We start from the raw sequence: 22,750 nt of genomic DNA, 5'->3' as shown, positions 1-22,750 counted from the left end.
CCCAGGCGAAACCCCGCAGCGCGGTTTCGCCTGTTTTCTTTCCGATGATGCGGACCTTTTTCGACATGAGCACACCCACCGCCCTGAGCCTGAAGAAACTCTACTCCGGCAAAGTCCGCGACCTGTACGAGATCGACGACAAGCGCATGCTGATGGTCGCCAGTGATCGCCTGTCGGCGTTCGACGTGATCCTTGAGGAGCCGATCCCGGAGAAGGGCAAGATCCTCACCGCCATCTCCAACTTCTGGTTCGACAAGCTCAAGGGCCTGGTGCCCAACCACTTCACCGGCGACAAGGTCGAGGACGTGGTGCCGGCTGCCGAGCTGCCGCTGGTGGAAGGTCGCGCCGTGGTGGCCAAGCGCCTCAAACCGGTACCGGTGGAGGCCATCGTGCGCGGTTACCTGGTGGGCTCGGGCTGGAAGGAATATCAGAAGAGCGGCACCGTCTGCGGCATTCCGCTGCCGGCCGGCTTGAAGGAGGCCGCCAAGCTGCCGCAGCCGATCTTCACCCCGTCCACCAAGGCAGCCGTGGGCGACCATGACGAGAACATCTCCTTCGCGCGCTGCGAGGAGATCATTGGCGCCGAGTTGGCCACCAAGGTGCGCGACACCGCCATCGCCCTGTACAGCGCCGCCGTCGATTACGCCGCCACCCGCGGCATCATCATCGCCGACACCAAGTTCGAGTTCGGCCTGGACGAAGATGGCACCCTGACCCTGATGGACGAGGCGCTGACCCCGGATTCCAGCCGCTTCTGGCCGGCCGACAGCTACGCCGAAGGCAGCAACCCGCCGAGCTTCGACAAGCAGTTCGTGCGCGACTGGCTGGAATCCACCGGTTGGAACAAGCAGCCGCCGGCGCCCAAGGTTCCCGCCGAGGTCTGCCAGAAGACCGCCGACAAGTACCGCGAAGCGCTGACCCGCCTGACCGGCGAGGACTGAACCTTTCCCGGCGCAGTGCAAGCGCTTGAAATGCGAGCGAAAAACTTGCGTCGGGGGTTAGACAAATGCGCCGCAGCTGGTATGATGCGCGCCGACCTCTGGGGAGATGCCGGAGTGGTCGAACGGGACGGATTCGAAATCCGTTGTGTCCTCACGGGCACCTAGGGTTCAAATCCCTATCTCCCCGCCATACATCAAGCCTGAGCCCCTGATTTTCCTAGCGAATTTCAGGGGTTTTTGCTTTCCGGAACCCAGGTGTCGAAAGCCGGCCACTGGATCAACGGGCACCGTCATGGCCAGCGTGGCTCATCTCTGGACGATCCTCGCCCGTTGTTCGCCATGCGGGGTTGCACGGCAACTGCCCCAGTACCGAGAACATTTGCATCGCGAGCTGCCCTCGGTTTTCCAGATTTGAACCTGTCGACTTTTTTCTTCCGATAGCCAACCTGGCGGGCAGCCTGACCGTTCAAAGGTGTCAACTCGCCATAACCCCTTGATGTAAAAGGAAATTTGCTCATCGCTAATGGCTATGAGATAGCAAATTGACACTTTTCCTCTGTTTTCGAGCTATCGACAAATAACCGGCGCTGAACGAAAATGTGCGCCGCTTCACAGTTCGAGGTCTGCGTTGGACGGCTGGAAACCCCGTTCCAGACGCGTTTGTTGTCGGTGTTGCCGGTCAGGGCAGGCACCAATGGCGAAAACCAGGCCCGGTTCGCTGTGTAGTGGCCCTTTTTCGGTCGCAAGGTTGGCAGGCCGCATCGTCAGCAGTAGTCGCTCGCAGCACGCGCAGGAAGGCGTGGTGCGAAACGGTCTTTGACAGGTAGCCTCAGTGGCGTGGTTGAAAAGGACGAAGCCCCTGCCAGACGGACTGGTGGGCCTGGAATTCAGTCATCAGGGCATTGCGCTTGCGCAGGTGCGCAGGCGTGCAGGCCAGGCACCTGAACTGCTGCATTGCGTGTATCGCGAAGCCGAACTGCCCGAGCGTGCCGCCGTGCTCAAGGCGCTGGTCGATGAGCTCGGCCTGTCCGGCCTGCCCGCCAACCTGGTGCTGCACTCCGCCGATTACCGTACCTTCCTCCTCGAAGCCCCCGAAGTTCCCGCCGATGAGCTGCGCGACGCCATGCGCTGGCGCGTCAAGGACATGCTCGGCGAGCCGCTGGACCAGGTCGTGCTGGATTGCTTCGCGCTGCCGGCCGATGCCTATCGCGGGCGCATGCGCATGGCCTATTGCGCCGTACTGGGCAAGGCGCAGATGAACCAGTACGCCGCCTGGCTGCGTGGCAGCGGCCTGCGACTGACCAGCATCGACATCTCGGAAATGGCCTACCGCAACCTTGGCCTGCTGGCCGGGGCGCCGGACCTTAACATCGCCGTGCTGCGCCTGCGCACCACGGAAAGCATGATCTGCATCCAGAAGGGCGCCGACCTGTACATGGCGCGACGCCTGGAGCAGGGCGCGCGGGGCGGGGTCGACGACCTGGCCAACATGACCCTGGAGATCCAGCGCAGCCTGGATTACTTCGAAAGCCAGATCGGCGCCGGCCGGCTCAACCGCATCCTGCTGCTGCCCATGAAGCACAAGGCCGCCGAGGCTCGCACAGAGCTGACCTACGGGCTGGCCACGCCGCTGCAGGTGGTCGATCTGCGTGAGCTGTTCCCTGGGCAGCCGGCCGCCGAGCTGGCCGAACTGCAGCAGGTGCAATGCCTGGGCGCCATCGGCGCGGCGCTGCGCCAGGATGCCGCCTGATGCAGAACATCAACCTCTACCAGCCGGAAACGCCCCAGTCGTCGGGTCCGCGCCCCCGGCAGATGCTGCTGGGCCTTGCCGTGCTGGCGTGTCTGCTGCTGTTGCATGGCGGCTGGACGCTGTGGCGCAGCCACCTCGGCAGCCAGGCCCTGGCGCGCGCCGAGCAGCAGTCCCGTGCCGTGGAAGCCGAGCTGCTCAACCGCCAGGCCAGCTTCCGCGAGCCGCAACTGGACAGCGGGCTGAGCGAGCGGCTGGCCGAGTTGCAATCCGGCAACCAGCGCCTCCAGCAGCTGGTGGACCACCTGTTGTCCCTGGAAGCCCAGCATCGCGCGGGCTTCGCGCCGCTTCTGGCCGGGCTGGCCGACCGGCACATCCAGGGGCTGTGGCTGACCCGTATCCGCATGCGGGAAGGCGGACAGCTGCTGCGTCTGGAAGGCCTGGCGCAGGAGCAGACCCAGGTGCCGCGCTACCTGGCCAGCCTGAGTGGCAGCCCCGCGTTGCAGGGCCGTGAGTTCGCCCAACTGCAGGTGCAGCGTGAAGACAGCGGTCTGCTGCGCTTCAGCCTGGCTTCGCAGGTCGAGCAGGAGCCGGGCGATGAATAGCCTCGTGCAGTTCTGGCGCCAGCGGGCGCCGCGTGAGCAGTGGCTGATGTATCTGGTCGGCCTGGCGCTGGTTGGTCTGCTGTACGTGCAGTGGCTGGCCGCGCCCCTGGCGGCGCGTACGGTTGCCCAGGAGCAACGCCTGCGCCAGGTGGAGCAGGGCATTGCGGCGGCGCAGGCGGCCATGCGCCAGCTGGATGAACGCCTGGCCGCCGACCCCAACCCCCGCTATCGCCAGGCCATCGGCGAGGCCGAGGCCCGACGCGAGGCGATCTTCGCCGGGATCGACAGCGGCACGGCCCGGCTGATCTCGCCCACCGACATGCAGAAGTTGCTGGAAGACCTGCTGCGTCGCCAATCCGGCCTGCGTCTGGTGGAGCTGCAGAGTTTCAGCGCCCCGCTCAGCCTGCCGGATGCGCAACAGGCCCCCTCGGTGCTCTATCGCCACGGCCTGCGCCTGACCCTGGAAGGCGGCTACTTCGACCTGCTCGCCTACCTGCAAGCCGTGCAGGCCAGTGGCTGGCAACTGCACTGGAACAGCCTGGACTACCGGGTCGGCGAAGCCGGGCCGGGCAAGGCGAGCATCCGCCTGGAGCTCTATACCCTCAGCCGACATGCGGGGTGGCTCGGTGTTTAGGTCCTGCCTGTCCCTCGCCCTGTCGCTAATGAGCATTCCCCTGTTCGCCGCCGACCCGACCCTGCCGCCGCGCCAGGCGTTGCCGGCCGCTGCCAACCAGCCCGCGCCGATTCTCGAACCGCTGCGCCTGCAGGCCATCCTGCGCACCGCCGATAGTGCGCGCGCGGTGATCAACGGCCAGACCCTGCGAGTCGGTGATCGCGTCGACGGTGCCCGCGTGCTGGCCATCGGCGCGCGCTCGGTGAGCGTCGAGCGCCAGGGGCGGCGCAGCACCCTGCAACTGGTTTCTCCCCTTCTGACTCCGAGCCGAAACACGCCATGATCTTTTCCTTTGCCCCGCGCTTCGGCCTGCTCGGCCTGTTCGTCCTGATCAGTGCCTGCCAATCCTTCCCGGACGGTGAACGGCGCCTGGCCGACGAGACCGCCCGGTCCTTCCAGGACAGCCTCGCCCACAGCCAGGCCGCCCTGCAGGCACCGCTGCCGGCCACGCGCGGCGCCCCGGTCGAACCGCCCATGCCCGCTGCGCCGAGCGCCGCTGCGCCGCGTTTCGACGTGCTGGTCAGCGACATGCCGGCGCGCGCCTTCTTTCTCAGCCTGATGGACAGCGCCGGGCAGAACATCCTGGTGCCGCCGCAGGTCAGCGGCGAGATCACCCTCAGCCTGCGCCAGGTCACCCTGCCGGAAGTGCTGGCCGCGGTGCGCGACGGCTATGGCTACGACTTCCGGCGCACCAGTTACGGCTACCAGATCCAGCCCAACCAGGCGATCACCCGTACCTACGACCTCAACTACCTGAACGTGCAGCGCCAGGGCATGAGCGACACCCGGGTCAGCTCCGGCCAGGTGACCACCAGCGACAGCATCGGCGCCGGCGCCGCCGGCACCACCACGAGCAGCACCGCCAGTACGGTGAGCGCCAGCCACCTGCTGACCAGCAGCAACGCCGACTTCTGGAAGGAAGTGCAGGCCGTGGTGGCGATGATCATCGGTATCGAGGAAGGCAACAGCGTGGTGGTCAACCCGCAGGCCGGCCTGCTGGTGGTGCGCGCCTCCAGCGCCGACCAGCAGAGCGTGGCCGACTTCCTCGACAAGGCGCAGCGCAACCTGCAGCGCCAGGTGATCCTGGAAACCAAGATCCTCGAAGTCAGCCTGACCGACGAATTCCAGGCCGGCATCCGCTGGAGCGACCTGGGCCGCGAGCGCAACAGCCGCTTCGGTGTGGCCCTGGCCGGTGCCGAGCTGGCCGGCGCCCAGGGCATCGGCGGGGTGTTCAGCGCGGCGCTGAGCGTCGGTGATTTCGACGGCATCCTGCAGTTGCTGGAAACCCAGGGCGACGTGCGCGTGCTGTCCAGCCCGCGCATCTCCACGCTGAACAACCAGAAGGCGGTGATCAAGGTCGGCACCGACGAGTTCTTCGTCACCGACGTGTCCACCACCACCACCACCCTGGCCGGCGGCGGCACCGCCCCGGACCTGGACATCACCCTGACGCCGTTCTTCTCCGGCATCTCCCTGGACGTGACGCCGCAGATCGACGAGCGCGAGCAGGTCACCCTGCACGTGCGACCCACCGTCAGCCGCGTTCAGGACCAGAACAAGAGCATCCAGCTGGGCAGCTCCAGCAACACCTTCCTGCTGCCGTTGGCGCTGTCCACCACCCGCCAGTCCGACTCCATCGTGCGCGCGCGCAGCGGCCAGGTTGTGGTAATTGGTGGCCTGATCGAGAACGGCGCCGACAACACCGACGCGCAGGTCCCGTGGTTGGGCCGCCTGCCCGGGCTCGGCTGGCTGTTCAAGCAGCAGCGCAAGGTCTCCACGCAGACCGAGCTGGTCATCCTGATGCGTCCGCTGGTGGTCGGCGACCAGACCTGGCACGAGGTGCTGCAGAGCAGTGCGCGCTCCTTCGACGAGAGCGGCCGGCGATGAACCAGGATTTCCGCCAGGGCCGCGTGCGGCTCGGTGATTTGCTGATCGAGGCCGGGCTGATCGACGACGCCCAGCTGCAGCGTGCCTTGCAGGAGCAGAAGCGCACCGGCGTGAAGCTCGGCCGCGCGGTGGTCGACCTCGGTTTCATCAGCGAGACGCGCCTGCTCAAGGCGCTGTCCGAGCAGCTGCGCATCCCGTTCGTCGAGCTGCCGCACTACAAGTTCGACCCGGCCCTGACCCAGAGCCTGCCCGAGGCGGTGGCGCGGCGTTTCCGGGTGATCGTGCTGTCGCGCCAGGGCGACGGCCTGCTGCTGGGCATGGCCGATCCGCTCAACCTCTATGCGCTGGACGAGGCCGAGCGCCTGCTGGGCAAGCGTGTCCATCCGGCGGTGGTGCTGGAGGCCGACCTGCTGGCCGCGCTGGACCGCATCTACCGGCGCAGCAGCGAGATCGCCTCGCTGGCCGGCGAGCTGGACGAGCGCCTGGAGGAAGCCGATTTCGACTTCGGCGGCATCAGCCAGGACAACCAGGACGCCCCGGTGGTGCGCCTGCTGCAGACGCTGTTCGAGGACGCGGTGCAGATGAAGGCCTCGGACATCCACATCGAGCCGGACGACAAGGTGCTGCGCCTGCGCCTGCGCATCGATGGCGTGCTCAACGAGCAACTGATCAAGGAAACCCGCATCGCCTCGGCGCTGGTCATGCGCCTGAAGATCCTCGCCGGCCTGGACATCTCCGAGAAGCGCCTGCCCCAGGACGGCCGCTTCAACATCCGGGTAAAGAACCGCAACCTGGACGTGCGCGTCTCGACCCTGCCGGTGCAGTTCGGCGAATCGGTGGTGCTGCGTCTGCTCGACCAGAGCGCCGGGGTGTTCAGCCTGGACGGCACCGGCATGCCGGTGGAGATGCTCGAGCGCTTCCGCCAGCTGCTGCGCCGTCCCCACGGGCTGGTGCTGGTCACCGGCCCGACCGGCTCGGGCAAGACCACCACGCTGTACGCGGGCCTGGCCGAGCTGAACAGCGCCGAAACCAAGATCATCACCGTGGAAGACCCGGTGGAATACCGCCTGCCGCGCATCAGCCAGGTGCAGGTCAATCCGAAGATCGAGCTGACCTTCGCCCGCGTGCTGCGCGCCGCGCTGCGTCAGGACCCGGACATCGTGCTGGTCGGCGAGATCCGCGATGGCGAGACCGCCGAGATCGCCCTGCGCGCCGCGCTGACCGGCCACCTGGTGCTGTCCACCCTGCACACCAACGACGCGCTGACCTCGCCGCTGCGCCTGATCGACATGGGCGCCGAGCCGTTCCTGGTCGCCAATGCCCTGAACGCCGTGCTGGCCCAGCGCCTGGTGCGCCGCGTGTGCGAACACTGCCGCGAGGAGCACGCGCCCGAGGAGCGTGAGCAACGCTGGCTGGAAGTCATCCATGGCCGGCCGCTGAACGGTCGGTGCTTCGTGCGCGGCCGCGGCTGCCATCACTGCCACAACACCGGCTACCTCGGGCGCATCGGCGTCTACGAACTGCTGGAAGTCAACGCCGCCATGGCCGCCGCGCTGCGCCGCAACGACCCGCAGGCGTTCGTCGATGCGGCGCGCCGGCAACCCCACTACCGTCCGCTGGCCGCGGTGGCGCTGGACTACGCCCTGGCCGGGCTGACCAGCGTCGATGAGGTGTTCCGCGTCAGCGCCAGTCTGGTGGAGGAATTCGACTGATGGCCGCGTTCCGCTTCACCGGTCGCGACGCCCAGGGCCAGAAGGTCAGCGGCGTACGCCAGGCGGCGAGCGCCGAAGCGCTGGCCGGCGAGCTGCTGGCCGAGCGCATCACGCCGCTGACCATCGAGGCCCAGGCCGAATCCGCCGTGGGCGGCGACACCGATGTGCTGCGCCAGCTCAGGCGTCTGCTGGGCCGCGAGCGGGTGTCGCTGGAGGAACTGATCATCTTCTGCAGGCAAATGCACAGCCTTAGCAAGGCCGGCGTGCCGATCCTGCGCGCCATGGGCGGACTGGCCGATTCCACCCGCAACCCCTTTTTCGGCGAAGTGCTGCGCGCCGTGCGCGCCGACCTGGAAGCCGGCAACGGCCTGGGTGTGGCGCTGTCCAGCCATCCCAGGGTATTTACGCCGCTGTTCATCAGCATGGTCAGCGTCGGTGAGAACACCGGCCAGCTGGACCTGGCCTTCAAGCAGCTGGCCGGCTACCTGGACATGGAGCGCGAAACCCGCAAGCGCATCCAGCAGGCCACCCGCTACCCGCTGTTCGTGCTGCTGGCCATGGGCGTGGCGCTGGTGGTCATCAACCTGCTGGTGATCCCGGCGTTCTCCAAGGTGTTCGCCCAATTCAAGAGCGAGCTGCCACTGCCCACGCGCATCCTTATCGGCTTTTCCGAGTTCACCCAGCAGTGGTGGTGGCTGATCGCCCTGGCCCTGGCCGGCGGGTTGGTGCTGTTGCTGCGCTGGCTACAGACCGAGCCCGGCGCGCGCCTCTGGGACCGCTACAAGCTGCGCCTGCCGATTGTCGGCGGCATCTTCGAGCGCATCGCCCTGGCACGCTTCACCCGCACCTTCGCGATGATGTACCGCGCCGGCCTGCCGCTCTTGCAGGCCCTGGCCATCAACAGCAACACCGTGGGCAACCGCCACATCGGCCAGGCCATCCTGGCCATGCGCGACGGCGTGGAGCGCGGCGAATCCCTGACCCGTGGCGCCGTGGCCAGCGGCCTGTTCACCCCGCTGGTACTGCAGATGCTGGCGGTGGGCGAGGAGACCGGCGCCCTGGATGACCTGTTCATCGAGGTCGCGGACTTCTACGAGCAGGAGGTCGATTACGACCTCAAGCGCCTGGCCGACTCCATCGAACCGATCCTCATCGTCGCCATGGGCGGCATGGTGTTGGTGTTGGCGCTCGGCGTGTTCCTGCCCATGTGGGAACTTTCCGCCGCCACCAAGGGGGTGCGATGAGCCGGTACGCGCAACAGGGCTTCACCCTGCTGGAACTGGTGGTGGTCATCGTCATCGTCGGCCTGCTCGCCGCCGTGGCGCTGCCGCGCCTGATGAGCGCCACCGGCGATGCCCAGGCCGCCTCGGTCAACGGCACCGCCGGCGCCCTGGCCGCCGGCGTGGCCATGGTGCGCGCCCAGTGGGAACTGAACCGCGCTAGCGGACGCGGCGGACTGAACAACGTGGCCGGCTTTGGCAATGGCGACGTGGACGTCAACGAACTGGGCTGGCCGGTGGCAACCGCCTCCGGCCCCGGCGCGCAAGGCTGCGCCGAGCTCTGGCGCGGCGTGCTGCTCGGCTCCGCGCCCAGCGTGGCCGTGCGCGGCAGCGCCGCCTACCTCAGCGAATTCGCTGCGCCGCTGTGTCGCTACCGCTACCAGAACGACAAGCGACGCATCGAGTACGACACCCGAACCGGCGCGGTCACCGTCGCCGAATGACATTTGTTTTAAACACACCCAAAGGGGGAGCTGTATATGAAGAAGCAACAGAGTGGTTTCACCCTGGTCGAGCTGATCATGGTGATTGTGGTGCTGGGCATTCTGGCGGCGTTTGCGTTGCCGCGGTTTGCGGATTTTGGGGGGCAGGCGCGGGTAGCAGCGGTGGAAGGCGTTGCTGGTAGCCTGCGTTCGGCGGCGGCGATTGCGCATGCTGCGGAGTTGGCAGGAACTGGCCCGGTAGTTCTGGAAGGGGTAACCATCGCCATGGTCGGTGGCTACCCGGCGGCGACTCGGGCGGGCATCGTTGCTGCTGCACAAGTAGATGGCGTGGAAGTTTCCGCCGACGCTGCTGGGTCTGCCGGCGTCCTGTATTTCGCACCGAATGGTGGCGAGGCTACCGCTGCGAGTACCTGCAAAGTGACCTACACCGCTGCTGATACGAGTACGGATCCCGTTACTCCGGCAAGCATCGCAGTGGACGATGACTGCTAATTCTTTGGTAGCTGATAGGTGGGCAGCGTGTTTCTGTCCACCGCGCGGACGCCACGGTGGCCAAGGCTGCGTCTTGACCACCCCACGTCGGGTTCATGCCTTATGAACACACAACGCGGTTTCACCCTGGTCGAGCTCATCCTGGTGATGGTCGTCATCGGCATCCTTGCCGCCGTGGCGGGGCCGCGTTTCTTTTCCCGTGATGTCTTCGACGAGCGGGTCTATTTCGAGGAGGCCCTGGCCGCCGTGCGCTATGCGCAAAAGGTGGCCGTGGCCTCCGGTTGCCCGATCCGTGTCGAGCTGGACAGTGCGGGCTACCGGCTGCTGCATCACTCGACCTGCGGCGGCTTGGCGCCTGAGGCGTCGGTCGCCGACCCGGCCGGCGGTCCTTACCAGGCCGGCAACCCACGCAGTGTGTCCGTGGTCCCGGCGCTGAAGGTGGTCTTCGACGCCCGCGGCGGCACGAGTAAGCAACACAGCACCACCGTCGGGGGCACCTTCATGATGACCGTGCACGAAACGGGCTTTGTCGAGGTGACGCCATGAGTATGCGCCCCCTGTGGGAGCGGACTTGTCCGCGAGCTGCTGGGTTCGGTGCGCACCGCATCGCGGACAAGTCCGCTCCCACGGTTCCTTGCGAGCTCCGACCGCCGGTGGCGGGCCCGGGTGCCAGCCATGCGGCCAGCCAGCGCGGCATGACCCTGGTCGAACTGATCCTCACCATCGTCATCATTGGCATCGCCGCCACCGCGCTGTTCAGCGCCATGGCCTCGATCACCGTTCGCTCCGCCGATCCCATGCTGCGCCAGCAGAGCCTGGCGATTGCCGAGGGGTATCTGGAAGAGATTCTGTTGCAGGACTATGCATCCGCCCCAGATCCCTGCACCGGACGAGCCTGTTTCAACGATGTGCGGGACTACCACGATCTGGACGACCGTCCGCCCCGGGATATGAACAACGATGTGATTCGGGGGCTGGACAACTACCGGGTGGAAGTGGACATCGCCGCCCGGAGCGGGACGGAAGGCCTGGGGCCGATCGGGCATAAAGTCACGGCCCTGCATATCCGCGTCACCGTCACCGACCCGGCCGGAGGCACACTGAGCCTCGATGGCTATCGGACGGAATACTGACATGCGCCTTTCACCCCGTAGGGTGGACAACGTTGTCCTGTCCACCAGGCCGCCGCTCCAGGGCAACCCACAAGCCACCCCGCTTCGGGGACAGCACGGCTTCACCCTGGTCGAGCTCGTGCTGGTCATCGCCCTGGCCGGGGTGGTGGCGGTGCTGATCTCTACCGTGCTGTCGCGCCCGTTACAGGGCTTCGTCGATCAGAGCCGCCGGGCGGAATTGACCGATCAGGCCGCGACGGCATTGAACCGCATGGCCAGGGATATTCGGATGGCGGTGCCCAACTCCGTGCGGGAATCGCCCGGAACAAACGGGCTGGATTTCGTGCCGCTGCACGAGGTTGGGCGCTACCAGGGCAGCCTGGACGAACACGGTGTTCTGCACGATCCGCCGATATGTGACACCGACCCTTGTCGTATCAGCATGGTTACCGATCTGGAAGCGGCATCTGTCGTCGAGTCGCGTTGGCTGGTGATTTACAACCTAGGCGCCGAGTCGGGTGGTGTGCCTGTGGATGGCCAGAATCTTTGGGCATATCAGGCTCCAGGTGTGGTCACCCCCTCCAACGCGCGGTTTGAACTGGATGTATCAGGTTCCTCGCAACGTCTGGTCGTGAAGGACGCAATCGGTTTCCGCTTTGCCTTTGCTTCTCCGCAACGTCGCCTATATCTGGCGCGCGAGGCCGTGCGCTACCGCTGCGATCTTGCTAGGGGGGTGTTATGGCGGGAGACCTTCGACACGCTGGATCTGACGAAACCGCCCCTGAGTCGTACACCGTTGGCCGACAGCGTCTCCCACTGCGCTTTCACCTACCTGCACGGAACGCACACCCGCAACGCCCTTATCACCCTGCGTTTGTCCCTGAGCAAGGGCGGCGAAACCATCAGCCTTATCCAGCAGGTCCACGTCGACAATGCGCCTTGAATTCGCCCCCGCCCAACGCGGCTTCGGCCTCGTCGCCGCGCTGTTTCTGATCCTCGTCGTTGCCGGCGTGGTCGCCGCAATGGCCCGCCTGGCTGCGACCCAGCACAGCACCAGCAGCCTGGCGTTGCAGCAGGCACGCGCCCACCAGGCGGCACGGGCGGGACTGGAGTGGGGGATTTCTCAGTTCGTGAATCAGAAAACCTGTGCGATGAGTCTGGAGCTCTTTGCCTTGGATGCATTCGAGGTAACGGTGCAGTTCATACCCCGGCCGCCGGAAGCGGGAGTGGTGTTATGCATGGTACGGGCCACGGCCGACTACTCCACTCCGGGCAGCCCGGACCATGTACACCGTAAGCTGGAAGCTGTTCTGGAAGAGGACGCACCGTGACGACTCGTTCTTTACTCTCCGGACTTGTCGGCCTGTTCGCCTACCTGTTCGCCTCGCTCGCCCAGGCCGCCCTGCAATGCACGCAGGTCTTTCCGGGCGGCATCCAGAGCCATTCGCCCACGGGCTTCATCCAGATGGGCTACAAGTCGCGGGTCTATGGTAGCGGCCCGACACTGAACGCCCCCACCGTTACCCACACCCATTCGTGGGGGGATCAGGTGGGACTGTGCGATGGGGTGAAATGCACTGCGACCGGGAAACATGCCGCCAGTTCGGCCCCTGCCTTTCAGGCAGGCTCCTTGATGCCGGGCATTTTCCGCACTGGCAACGCAGTGGATGGTCCTCTAGCTACGGAAAGCGCAAAGGAGCTGTCGAAGATCGCGGGCGACTATGGCGCGGTTACCGTGGCTCAGGAATCGACCCTGCGCTTCACGAGCATTGGCGGAACCTACCTCATGCGTGGCGTGACGACACGCTACAAGTCCGCCCTGGAATTTGCTCCCGGCGAGTACTGGATAGACGGTTCCTTTACCAACGCCGAGCAGACTGTCATTCGTCCGCAAGTCGGTAGCGCCGGGGTGGTGCGCCTGTATGTGAGAGGCAGTTTCAAGTCCGGCTACATGCGCTTCGAGGGATTCTCGCCGGGACAGATCGAGCTTTACGTACAGGGCGACGTGCAGGTTGGCGAGAACTTCCGGTTTCCCGGTTCCATCCATGCCACTGGCAAAGTCGAATTCGGAACCCACGCGAAAGTGGAAGGTGGTGTATTCGCCCGGCAGTTCGCCAAGGGCAACTCGGCGACCATCACCTACCCGGAGGGCACAGAGGATCGCTATATGGGCATCCTCAGGCCTGACTACAACGCCACTTTCGAGCTGGGCACCGGCAGCTACTGGATCGACGGCGACCTGGATGCCAGTGTTGCCAGCCGGATTCGCAAGTTACCGGGCGCCGGGACGGTGCGCCTGTTTGTGAGGGGCGACATTCAACTGGCCTATGCTGCCCAGTTCGAGGGCTTCGCACCCGGCGAACTGCTGATGTACGCCACCGGTGATATCACCCTAAACAGCCAGAAGGACATTCCCGCCTTTGTCTATGCCGCGGGCGATGTCCGGATCAACTTCAGCGGCGGCGCCCGCTACCGCGGCGGTATAACCGGGCGCAATGTCTACATTGGGCAAGAGTCCATTGTTGAGTACGTGGATCCTGTGGACTTGGGGGATCTATGTGATAACTCGGGTGGCCATGTTGTCGACCATTACCGACTTTCGTTTTCTACCCCGCAATTCAGTTGCGAACCCATCCCGGTGCTCATCCGTGCCTGCGCCGACGCCAGCTGTTCCCGCACTGTGCCCGTGACCAAAACCCTGACCTTGACGCCGGCCAATCGCTGGCTCGGCAACGGTACGGTGACCTTTGCGGATAGCGACACGGCCACCGCGTATCTGAAACGGATACCCGGCCTGCTGCAGCTGGGGTTGGTTGGCGAACCCTATCGCTGCAACCGCGGGGACTGTGGGCTGGAAATTCTGGAGAGCGGCTTCGCGATTCGTGTTCCTGCCCTGATTGCCGGCCAGCAGGTGGCCGCCGAGGTGCAAGCGATGCGCCTGGACGAGAGCAGTGGCGCCTGCGTGGCGGATGGTAGCTTCGCCAGCAGCGAGCGGACGGTGGCGCTCTGGTCGGCCTACAGTGCGCCGGACAGCGGATCTCGGGTGGTGTTGATTGCCGGCGGCAGCATCGGTACGCATGCTGGCGACGCCAGCCTGAGAACCCTGCGCTTCGATGCCCAGGCACGCAGCGGGTTCCCGATCCACTATGACGATGCCGGGGCCTTGGATCTGCACGTCCGCTATCTGGGCAGCGGGGCGGAAGACGGGCTCGACATGCAAGGCAGCACGACCGTCGTATCCCGGCCCTACGGGTTCTGCATCGAGACGGGCGCATACCTTTCGGGGTGCAGCGATGCCGATTGTCCGCTGTTCGCGCCGGCTGGGAATACCGTGCGTGCTGGTGACCCCTTCGACCTGCGTATCACCCCGGTGGCGCTGCCAGCCGATGGCAATCTCTGTGCGGCGCAGCCGACCCCGAATTTCACCGGCCCGCTGGAGCTGCGCGCACTCGTTCAGGAGCTGGACGATGGCGTCGACGGCCCGTTGGAGATCGACCGTTACGCCCATCCCTTGGGCGGGCGTCACGAGCTGCAGCAGAAGCTGCACGAGGTGGGCATCTTCTCTATCGAGGTGCACAGCACCGGCTATCTTGGCGGCTCGGACTTCATGAGCCAAAGCGCTCCTTTTGGGCGCTTCGCACCGGCCTATCTTCAGGCGCGCCTCAACACGCCGGAGCTCAAGGCCGGATGTGTGTCGGCGACGGGCTCCTTCAGCTACCAGGACCAGCCCATCGAGTACGCTGTGACGCCCGAGCTCACGATCACAGGCAAGAGCAGCAACGGGGCAGTGACGCGCAACTATGACCGGGGCGCTTTCTGGAAGCTGGGGGATACCCTGGCCCCGACCCTGAGTTTTGCTCCGGGCCAGGTGCAGGATGCCTCGCGGTTATCCGGTTCCGGCGACTTCAAGGTGATACCCGACGCTACGTCGGGTGATGGTGAAAAGGCTTACCTGCTCACGGCGGGCCACATGGTCTACCAGCGTGCCGGCACCGGTCCCGCGGCCAGCGATGTGCCCTTTTCGCCGAATCTGCTGATGATGATTGCCGCCGGGCAATTGAGTGACAGCGATGGAACCCGCCACGGTGCGGGCAGTGGTGCGGATTTCGTATCCGAGCCATTCGGCTTCCAGACGCCGGGCGGCGAGATCCGCCTAGGCCGAATCCGTGTGGGTAGCGCCCATGGCCCCGAGCACGCACCGCTGGATCTGCCCTATCAGGTGGAAACCTGGCAGTCCGGCAATGCCTTCGTGCCGGATGGCAGCGATGCCTGCGCGGTGATCACCGGTGTGCAGTTGGGTCCGTACACCGGACAACTGGAGGGCAAAACCCAGGCGCAGGTTTCAGCGCTGGCCCAGGGCAGGGGCGTGATCCGCCTGACCGCTCCCGGCCCGGGTGGCGAAGGGAGCGTAGTCGTCACGCCGCAGGTCCCCGACTGGCTGACATACGACTGGAAGGGCGATGGCTTCGAGAACCCCAGCGGCCTAGCCACCTTCGGCATCTACAAGGGAAACGAGAAGATCATCTTCCGCCGCGAGGTGATCGGGCGCTGAGCTGGGTTGTGAATGAAGTTCGGCAATCCGGCCTGCTTCCGTGGAGTCAACTTCAGTCGCGATGCGCGTGGGCTGGGGCGCACAAAAGCATCGCGGCTGAAGCCGCCCACTAAAGGTCCGGAGGCCGGCACCGCCTTAGTACCTCACCTCCAAGACCACCCGATTCTCCCCACCCTCCACCACCTCGAACGCACTGTCCTCGAAGCTCGGCGGGCCCATCACCGTGGGGTTGTTGGACAGCGCGTAGCCTTCGGTGGGGAACATGCCGAAGCGGCGGTTGAGTTCGCCGTTACCGTCCTCGTCGTGGTAGGCCATGATCGCGTAGCGGCCGGCGGGCAGGTTTTCCAGGGTCAGGGTGGCAGTGCCCGGGGTGGCCGGCAGCTTGTGCACCTGGAACGCCTGGGGTTCCTTGCGGAAGGTCTTGGGGTCCTGGTACAGGCCGACGCTCAGCTCACCGCGGTCGTGCTGGATGCCGGTCAGTTCGATGGTCAGTCGGTTGTCGGCCAAGGCGGTGGCGCTGGCGAGCAGGGCGGGGAGCAGGAGGAAGACGGGGCGGAACATGGTGGTAGGTCCTTCAAGGGTGGGAAACACGGGGGCGCAGCACAACGTAAGCCAGCAGGCCGAGGGCGATGCCCAGGCCATCGGCCAGCAGGTCGGCCCATTCGGCGAACCGGTAGCCGGTCAGGCCCTGCAGCAGCTCGATGAGCACGCCATAGCCGAGCAGGCCCGCCGTGATCATCAGCCGGCGGCCGCGCAGCGCCATGCAGCCCAGAAACGCCAGGCTGGCAAAGGCCAGCAGGTGGTTGCCCTTGTCCCAGCCGGTGCTCAGGCGTGGGTCGGGATCGGGAAGCAGGGCGAGCACCAGCACGGCAAGCAGGCAGGCGGTGAAGGCCAGGCGCCAGAGCGAAAGGGGAATGCGGTGGAGCAGGTGCATGGGTGGTCCTTGCGGTGAAAGCGGAAGCAGCGGGTACAGGGCGGCGGGTGTATTCCGGCCGGCGTGAAGCCGGCCCTACAGGGTAGTGCCCCACAGGGACGGTCGCCCACCGGGGCCGCTTCGCATCACTCCAGGGCGAACTGGAAGGTGCTGACCACACGCAGGCGCTTGCCGATGGTGCGCGAGCTGTCCATGTCGCTGCCGTCGTCGTCGAGTACGCGGATCACGCCCTGGTTGGCGCTTCTCAGATCGCCCAGGGTGGCGCCGGCGTCGGCGGCGAATTTGGCGGCCTGTTCGCGGGCGTTGCGGGTGGCTTCTTCGAGGAGCTGCGGTTTGACTTCGTTGAAGCCGCGCAGTTGGTAGCGGGGTCCGGCGAAGCCGTCGGGGTTCTCCAGCTGGATGCCGGCCTGGATCAGCGGATCGCTGGCGTTGGCGGCCTTGGCCACGGCATCCACGCGGGAGGACTTCACCAGCACCTGTCCCTGGCCGGTGAAGCGCAGCGCCACGTCGCTGTTGCCCCATTCACGGGCCAGCAGGTCCTGCACCTGCAGTGGGCGCACCTCGATTTCCTCGGCGGTAAAGCCCTGCTCGCTCAGGAAGGCGACCACCCGCTGGCGGTCCGCGGCCAGCTGGCGCTGCACTTCGTCGAAACTCGATCCGCCCCGGCGGAAGCCCAGGGTCCAGATGGCGAAGTCGCTCTTCACGTCCAGCTCGGCCAGCCCCTTCACGGTCACCGAACGGTCTGCCAGGCGAAAACGCTCGATACCCTGGCCCACTGACCAGCCAGCGAAGGCCAACGCGGCTCCGAGGATAAGGGCGGGGACGATTCCGAAACGGGTCACGGGCATGGTGGCTCTCCGGTAGGCAGCGAGGCGAGTACAATGCCGGCTTTTTTTTGCAGGTGCCACCGCCAATGAACCCCGACGCCCTCGCCACACTGGAGCAGTGTGTGCTCGATGCGCTGGTCTCGCCGCCCGCCGAGACCCGCCGCCTGCTGCATGGTCGCGGCCGTTGCTGGCCGGGTCTGGAGCAGCTTACGGTCGACTGGCTGGAAGGCGTGCTGCTGGTGTCGCTGTTCCGCGAGCCGGAGGGCGACGGCCTTGAGGCGCTGCGCGCGCTGCTGCTGCGCCTAGGCGAGTCGGCTGCCTGGCAGGGCAGCGGTGCCCGTCATCTGTTGCTGCACCTGCGTTACCAGCCCGGCAGCCCGACCGAGTTCCTGGTCGGCGAGGCACTGGACGGCTGGCAGATCACCGAGGACGGCCTGCGCTACCAGCTGGATCTGGGCCGCAAGCAGAACAGCGGGCTGTTCCTCGACATGCGCTACGGGCGCCGCTGGGTGCGCGACAATGCGGCCGGCAAGCGGGTGCTCAACCTCTTCGCCTACACCTGCGGCTTCTCGGTGGCGGCCCTGGCCGGCGGCGCCGAGCGGGTGGTCAACCTGGACATGGCTGGCGCCGCCCTGGCGCGTGGCCGGGACAATCACCGACTCAACGGTCATGACCTGGGGCGGGTGAGCTTTCTGCCCCATGAACTGTTCAAGTCCTGGGGCCGGGTGCGCCGGGAAGGGCCGTATGACCTGGTCATCATCGACCCGCCCAGCTTCCAGAAGGGCAGCTTCGCGCTGACCCGCGACTACGCCAAGATCCTGCGCAAGCTGCCGGAATTGCTGACGCCGGGCGGAGGGGTGCTGGCCTGCATCAACGCGCCGGACATCGACGCCGCTTTCCTGATCGAGGGTATGGCCAGCGAGGCGCCGAGCCTGCGCTTCGAGCAGCGGCTGGAGAACCCGCCGGAGTTCGCCGATATCGATCCGCACGGTGGATTGAAGGCACTGGTTTTCCGCGACGCGTCGTGACATGCGTCAAGTTTCGCCGTTTGTTTCCGATAAACGCCCTAACGGGCCACGCAAGGCCCATTCGCCAGTACAAAAGGGGGAGTGATGGATAACCGCACGCAAACGCTCAAGGCGCGTCTGTGGCTGCTGGGCTGCGCCAGCGTGCTCGGGGTGCTGGTACTGGCAGCAGTGACGCTGTTCTATGCGCAGCGCGCCAAGGACCAACTGGTCGAGTTCGTGGAGCATCACGTGGCGCTCAGCCAGCTGGCTACCGAGACCTATGCCAACGGCCTGCAGATGGGGCAGGCGTTGCGCAACATCCTGATCGATCCCGCGAATCAACAGGCGTACAAGAACCATCAGGCGGCCCTGGAAAACCTTAATTCCGCCGGTGAGCGGCTGGTCGCCCTGTTGGCGAACGATCCTGAGCATGTCGCCGATGCCGAGACGCTGCGGCGCCACCTGCGTGCCTGGCCGCCGCTCCAGGCGCAAGTCATCGAGCGAGTCCGGGTCGGCGAGCTCATCGAGGCGCGCTTGCTGCTGGTCGAACAGGAAACCCCGGCCTGGCGCGCCCTGCGCGGTCCGTTGCTGGAACTGGTGAAGCAAAGCGACCAGGAAGCCGATGCCGGCTACGTGTCGCTGGTGGCCGGGCTCGATGCGTCTTCGCGCATGGCTCTGTTCATCAGCCTGGCCACCCTGCTGCTGGTGGCTGGCGCCACGCTGCTGGTCGGTCGTGGCGTCTTTCGTCAGGTGGGCGGCGAGCCCGCCGAGGCGGCGCTGGCGCTGCGCCGGATAGCCAATGGCGATCTCACCCAGAAGCTGCCGGTGGCGGCGGATGATCGCAGCAGCATCCTGTTCGCCACCCGCGAAATGCAGGAGCAGCTGGCCACGCTGATCGGACGCATCCAGGGTTCGGCCACCCAACTGGCGTCGGCCTCCGAGGAACTGCACGCGGTCACCGAGGACACCGCGCGCGGCATCGCTCGCCAGAACGACGAAGTCCAGCAGGCCGCCACGGCGGTCACCGAGATGTCCACCGCCGTGGACGAGGTGGCTGGCAACGCCACGCGTACCTCGACGGCGTCCAGCGACGCCGAGCAGGAAGCCCGCGACGGCCTGCGCCAGGTGGCGGCGACCCGCGAAAGCATCGGCCAGGTGCTGGTGGTGATCCAGGCCATCGCCGACCAGACCAACCTGCTGGCCCTCAACGCGGCCATCGAGGCGGCCCGCGCCGGAGACGCCGGACGCGGCTTTGCGGTGGTGGCCGACGAGGTGCGCGGCCTGGCGCAGCGCACGCGCAGTTCGACCCAGGAGATCGAACGGATGATCGGCGCCATCCAGAGCGCCACCCAGGCTGCCGTCAGGGAAATGCATGAAAGCAGCGAAGTGGCCGCGCACAGCCAGGGCATGGCCGGGCAGGCCGACCAGGCCCTGGCGCGCATCGCCGAACGGGTCGGGCAGATCAACGAGATGAACCTGGTGATCGCCAGCGCCGCCGAGGAGCAGGCCCAGGTGGCCCGCGAAGTGGACCGCAACCTGGTGGCCATCCGCGACATCGCCCAGCAGAGCGCCGCCGGCGCCCAGCAGACCTCGGCCGCCAGCGACGAGCTGACGCGCCTGGCCACCGATCTGACCCGCCTGACCAGCCGCTTCCAGCTCTAGATCGAGTGGGGGTGCCGAAAATGGACTCAATTTTCGGCATCTGCTGCCGATAACGGCGCGTCGGACCCGCTGCGGCGGGCTACCAGAACCCTATAAACCGACTGCCAGCGTCTGCGTGTCCCCTCTGGGGAAGCTTCCGAGGGCCGAAGCGCCGATGTGCTTCGGCGTTTCGCCGTGTTCACTTCAAGGAGAAGGCCATGTTGCAAAACTGGACCATACGCACCCGTCTGCTGCTGCTGGTCGGCATGATGCTGCTCGGTACCCTGATCACTGGCGTGGTGTCGCTGGTCGCCCAGCAACGCAGCCTGGTGGGGCTGAACTCGATGTACCTGGACCGCGTCGTCCCGCTGCGCGAACTCAAGGTGGTGTCGGACATGTATGCCGTGCAGATTGTCGACGCCGCGCAGAAGGCCAATCTCGGCCTGATGTCCTACGAACAGGCGCTGGGTGATGTGGACAAGGCCCTGGCGGACATCGACCGGGCCTGGAAGCGTTACCTGGGTACCTTCCTGCTGGAGGACGAGCAGCAACTGGTGGCGCGTATCGAGCCGATGATGCAGGACCTGCGCGCCCCGCTGAGCAACCTGCGCGAGATCCTGCGCAGCAAGAACTCCTTCGACCTGCAGCAGTTCGTGGACACCGAGCTGTATGGCCGCATCGATCCGATCTCCGCGGCCATTAATGCCCTGATGGATGTCCAGCTGCAGGCGTCCCGTGCCGTGTACGACGAGTCCGTGGCCCGTTACGAAACCAACCAGCGGATCACCATCGGCGTCATCGTGGTGCTGCTGGCGCTCGGCGCGGGGCTGGCCGCGCTGCTGCTGCGCAGCATCATGGGCCCGCTGGACACGCTCAAGCAGGCCGCTGGCCGCGTGGCGGAAGGGGATCTGACCCAACCGCTGAACCCGGTCGGTCGTGACGAGATCACCGAGGTGCAGCGTTCGGTGCAGCAGATGCAGCAGAACCTGCGCGATACCCTGCAGCGCATCCAGGGCTCGGCCACCCAGCTGGCCTCGGCCGCCGAGGAGCTGCACGCGGTGACCGACGACACCGCGCGCGGCATCACCCGCCAGAATGACGAAGTGCAGCAGGCCGCCACGGCGGTCACGGAGATGTCCACCGCCGTGGACGAAGTGGCCGGCAACGCCACCCGCACCTCGACGGCCTCCGGCGAGGTCGAGCGCGAGGCCCGTGACGGTCTGCGCCAGGTGGCGGCGACCCGCGAGAGCATCGATCAGCTGGGCGGCAAGCTGGGCCAGACGGCAGCCACCGTCGAGCGTCTGGCGGCCGAGGCGGAATCCATCGGCCAGGTGCTGGTGGTGATCCAGGGCATCGCCGACCAGACCAACCTGCTGGCCCTCAACGCGGCCATCGAGGCGGCGCGTGCCGGCGAGGCAGGGCGCGGCTTTGCGGTAGTGGCCGACGAGGTGCGCAGCCTGGCGCAACGCACCCACAGCTCGACCCAGGAAATCGAGCGCATGATCGGCGCTATCCAGACCGCAACCCAGGCGGCGGTCCGGGAAATGCACGAAAGCAGCGAAGTCGCGACCCATAGCCAGGGCATGGCCGGGCGCGCCGACCAGGCGCTGGGACGCATCGCCGAACGCATCAGCCAGATCAACGAGATGAACCTGGTGATCGCCAGCGCCGCCGAGGAACAGGCCCAGGTGGCCCGCGAAGTGGACCGCAACCTGGTGACCATCCGCGACATCGCCCAGCAGAGCGCCGCCGGCGCCCAGCAGACCTCGGCAGCCAGCGACGAGCTGGCGCGCCTGGCCACCGACCTGAACCGGCTGACCAGTCGCTTCCAGCTTTGAGGGGTGTGTCGCCCTGCTTGCGGAAGGAGGGATTTCAACTGCGGCTCCGTTCGGGGTAGGGCGGTCGGCGTCGTTCTGGCCGCCAAGGTCTGGGGCGGCACCGCAGGTTCTGATGCGTCAGATCAGCAGCCCCACCGCCATCAGCAGCGGCGTTCCCACGCTGACTGCCGCGTTCAGTCCCAGGGCCGGCAGCAGGCGTTGCGGTTCCAGCGCATTGCGGCGCAGCAGCCAGGCGGCGCGCAGTGCCAGCGGCAGGGTCAGCAAGCCCAGCGCGGCGCCGGCCAGTTCGCGCTGCCACAGGGCCGCCAACAAGACGCCATAGGCCAGCAGCCAGTGCCGCAGCGCCACCCGCAGCGCTCCGGCAACACCGATCTGCATGGGCAGCGTGCGGCGGCCGGCGGCGCGGTCGGCGTCGATGTCAGGAATCTGGCTGAGCAGCAGCAGGTTGTTGCACAGCAGCAGCGGCACCAGGGTCAGCAGCAGGTCGCCACTGTCCAGCGGGCCGCCGAGCACCAGACGCGCGCCAAGCACCATCAGGGCGAAGCCGAGGCCCGGGGCGAACAGGCAGAGCCAGGGATGGCGGGTCAGCCAGGGGGTATACGCCAGCACCAGCAGCAGGCCGGCCAACCCCAGGGGCGCCAGGCTGGCAAACAGCTGCGGCTGGCGCAGCAGGAAGAACAGGCCGATCAGCGCGCAGGTCAATAGGCTGCCAATGCCCAGCAGCAGGGTGCGGCCGAGCAGCTGCGGATGCGCCACCAGCGTGCCGCTGCCACCGCTGAAGGCGGTGCGCCGGGTGCGCAGGTCCAGCCCGCTGCGGTAATCGCCGTACTCGTTGAGGGCGTTGACCGCCACGTGGGCAGCCAGCGCGCCAATCAGTACGAGGAGGGCTTCGCCGAACGGCAGCGATGCGGGTGGAGCCGGCGGCAGGGCCAGCGCCAGTCCGAGCGCCACGCAACTCAGCGTCAGCGGCAGAAAGCGCCCACGCGCCACGCCCAGCCAGGCCCAGGTTTCGCTCATTTCGATGTTCCTTTTCCGGTATCGGGAGGGCAGGGCCGCGCA

General features: G+C 66.5%; 20 protein-coding genes, 1 tRNA gene and 3 pseudogenes. 20 read left to right on the top strand and 4 right to left on the bottom strand.

Annotated features, from left to right (window positions below; genetic code table 11):
- The first annotated feature begins 65 nt into the window (after positions 1–65).
- From SF06_RS06795 to SF06_RS06720, 16 genes are all read left to right on the top strand, one after another.
- A complete protein-coding gene (locus tag SF06_RS06795) occupies positions 66–941 on the top strand; it encodes a phosphoribosylaminoimidazolesuccinocarboxamide synthase (protein WP_039560524.1) in 876 nt (291 codons plus the stop codon).
- Positions 942–1,041: 100 nt separating this feature from the next.
- Positions 1,042–1,131: transfer RNA gene (locus SF06_RS06790), tRNA-Ser, on the top strand.
- Positions 1,132–1,815: 684 nt separating this feature from the next.
- Positions 1,816–2,691 (top strand): type IV pilus biogenesis protein PilM, encoded by an 876-nt coding sequence (locus tag SF06_RS06785; protein WP_234702669.1) that lies wholly within the window; start codon positions 1,816–1,818, stop codon positions 2,689–2,691.
- Positions 2,691–3,293: a PilN domain-containing protein gene (locus tag SF06_RS06780; RefSeq protein ID WP_039560428.1), complete on the top strand. Its 603-nt coding sequence runs from the start codon at positions 2,691–2,693 to the stop codon at positions 3,291–3,293. The genes SF06_RS06785 and SF06_RS06780 overlap by 1 nt, the downstream gene beginning before the upstream one ends.
- A complete protein-coding gene (locus SF06_RS06775; protein ID WP_027591228.1) occupies positions 3,286–3,927 on the top strand; it encodes a type II secretion system protein GspM in 642 nt (213 codons plus the stop codon). The genes SF06_RS06780 and SF06_RS06775 overlap by 8 nt, the downstream gene beginning before the upstream one ends.
- A complete protein-coding gene (locus SF06_RS06770; RefSeq protein WP_234703311.1) occupies positions 3,920–4,249 on the top strand; it encodes a general secretion pathway protein GspB in 330 nt (109 codons plus the stop codon). The genes SF06_RS06775 and SF06_RS06770 overlap by 8 nt, the downstream gene beginning before the upstream one ends.
- On the top strand, positions 4,246–5,853 hold the full coding sequence (gene mshL / locus SF06_RS06765; protein ID WP_039560425.1) for a pilus (MSHA type) biogenesis protein MshL: 1,608 nt from the start codon (positions 4,246–4,248) through the stop codon (positions 5,851–5,853). The genes SF06_RS06770 and mshL overlap by 4 nt, the downstream gene beginning before the upstream one ends.
- A complete protein-coding gene (locus SF06_RS06760) occupies positions 5,850–7,565 on the top strand; it encodes a GspE/PulE family protein (protein ID WP_039560424.1) in 1,716 nt (571 codons plus the stop codon). Before mshL ends, SF06_RS06760 begins: the two co-directional genes overlap by 4 nt.
- The gene (locus SF06_RS06755) at positions 7,565–8,809 is read left to right on the top strand and encodes a type II secretion system F family protein (protein WP_039560423.1); all 1,245 of its coding nucleotides are present in this window, start codon (positions 7,565–7,567) and stop codon (positions 8,807–8,809) included. Before SF06_RS06760 ends, SF06_RS06755 begins: the two co-directional genes overlap by 1 nt.
- A complete protein-coding gene (locus SF06_RS06750; protein WP_039560421.1) occupies positions 8,806–9,288 on the top strand; it encodes a prepilin-type N-terminal cleavage/methylation domain-containing protein in 483 nt (160 codons plus the stop codon). Before SF06_RS06755 ends, SF06_RS06750 begins: the two co-directional genes overlap by 4 nt.
- A gap of 36 nt (positions 9,289–9,324) precedes the next feature.
- Entirely contained in the window at positions 9,325–9,780 is a 456-nt protein-coding gene (locus tag SF06_RS18830; RefSeq protein ID WP_039560420.1) for a type II secretion system protein, read from the top strand.
- Positions 9,781–9,882: 102 nt separating this feature from the next.
- Positions 9,883–10,326 carry a pilus assembly FimT family protein gene (locus tag SF06_RS18885; protein ID WP_039560418.1) on the top strand — a complete coding sequence of 148 codons (444 nt, stop codon included), beginning with the start codon at positions 9,883–9,885 and terminating at the stop codon, positions 10,324–10,326.
- Entirely contained in the window at positions 10,323–10,913 is a 591-nt protein-coding gene (locus SF06_RS06735) for a type II secretion system protein (protein WP_367401662.1), read from the top strand. The genes SF06_RS18885 and SF06_RS06735 overlap by 4 nt, the downstream gene beginning before the upstream one ends.
- 1 nt (position 10,914) lies before the next feature.
- Positions 10,915–11,835 (top strand): PilW family protein, encoded by a 921-nt coding sequence (locus tag SF06_RS06730; RefSeq protein ID WP_052199745.1) that lies wholly within the window; start codon positions 10,915–10,917, stop codon positions 11,833–11,835.
- Complete coding sequence (locus SF06_RS06725) at positions 11,825–12,223, top strand: hypothetical protein (protein WP_039560416.1); 399 nt, start codon at positions 11,825–11,827, stop codon at positions 12,221–12,223. Before SF06_RS06730 ends, SF06_RS06725 begins: the two co-directional genes overlap by 11 nt.
- The gene (locus SF06_RS06720) at positions 12,220–15,444 is read left to right on the top strand and encodes a DUF6701 domain-containing protein (RefSeq protein ID WP_139326707.1); all 3,225 of its coding nucleotides are present in this window, start codon (positions 12,220–12,222) and stop codon (positions 15,442–15,444) included. Before SF06_RS06725 ends, SF06_RS06720 begins: the two co-directional genes overlap by 4 nt.
- A 135-nt stretch (positions 15,445–15,579) precedes the next feature.
- Here the strand turns inward: SF06_RS06720 and SF06_RS06715 are convergent, their stop codons facing one another.
- The 3 genes from SF06_RS06715 to SF06_RS06705 all read right to left on the bottom strand — a co-directional run bounded on the left by SF06_RS06715 (position 15,580) and on the right by SF06_RS06705 (position 17,226).
- Positions 15,580–16,005 (bottom strand): DUF2141 domain-containing protein, encoded by a 426-nt coding sequence (locus tag SF06_RS06715; protein WP_027591217.1) that lies wholly within the window; start codon positions 16,003–16,005, stop codon positions 15,580–15,582.
- Between the two features lie 13 nt (positions 16,006–16,018).
- On the bottom strand, positions 16,019–16,378 hold the full coding sequence (locus tag SF06_RS06710; RefSeq protein WP_027591216.1) for a VanZ family protein: 360 nt from the start codon (positions 16,376–16,378) through the stop codon (positions 16,019–16,021).
- Positions 16,379–16,503: 125 nt separating this feature from the next.
- Complete coding sequence (locus SF06_RS06705) at positions 16,504–17,226, bottom strand: SIMPL domain-containing protein (RefSeq protein WP_039560413.1); 723 nt, start codon at positions 17,224–17,226, stop codon at positions 16,504–16,506.
- A gap of 65 nt (positions 17,227–17,291) precedes the next feature.
- On the opposite strand from SF06_RS06705, the gene SF06_RS06700 reads away from it, so the two are divergent.
- From SF06_RS06700 to SF06_RS18985, 4 genes and pseudogenes are all read left to right on the top strand, one after another.
- Complete coding sequence (locus tag SF06_RS06700; protein WP_039560412.1) at positions 17,292–18,233, top strand: class I SAM-dependent methyltransferase; 942 nt, start codon at positions 17,292–17,294, stop codon at positions 18,231–18,233.
- 1,134 nt (positions 18,234–19,367) lie between these two features.
- Positions 19,368–19,874, top strand: a pseudogene (locus tag SF06_RS18995) (methyl-accepting chemotaxis protein); the annotation flags it as partial.
- Between the two features lie 197 nt (positions 19,875–20,071).
- A pseudogene (locus tag SF06_RS18990) lies at positions 20,072–20,836 on the top strand (MCP four helix bundle domain-containing protein); the annotation flags it as partial.
- 255 nt (positions 20,837–21,091) lie between these two features.
- Positions 21,092–21,691, top strand: a pseudogene (locus tag SF06_RS18985) (methyl-accepting chemotaxis protein); the annotation flags it as partial.
- A 117-nt stretch (positions 21,692–21,808) separates the two neighbouring features.
- On the opposite strand, the gene SF06_RS06685 reads toward SF06_RS18985, so the two are convergent.
- Positions 21,809–22,708: a prenyltransferase gene (locus SF06_RS06685; protein WP_039560409.1), complete on the bottom strand. Its 900-nt coding sequence runs from the start codon at positions 22,706–22,708 to the stop codon at positions 21,809–21,811.
- Positions 22,709–22,750: the final 42 nt, after the last annotated feature.

Source organism: Pseudomonas flexibilis (assembly GCF_000802425.1).
GTDB classification, from domain to species: Bacteria; Pseudomonadota; Gammaproteobacteria; order Pseudomonadales; family Pseudomonadaceae; genus Serpens; species Serpens flexibilis.
The sequence above is the reverse complement of the archived record's forward strand: the minus strand, read 5'-3'. Positions and strand labels throughout refer to the sequence as shown.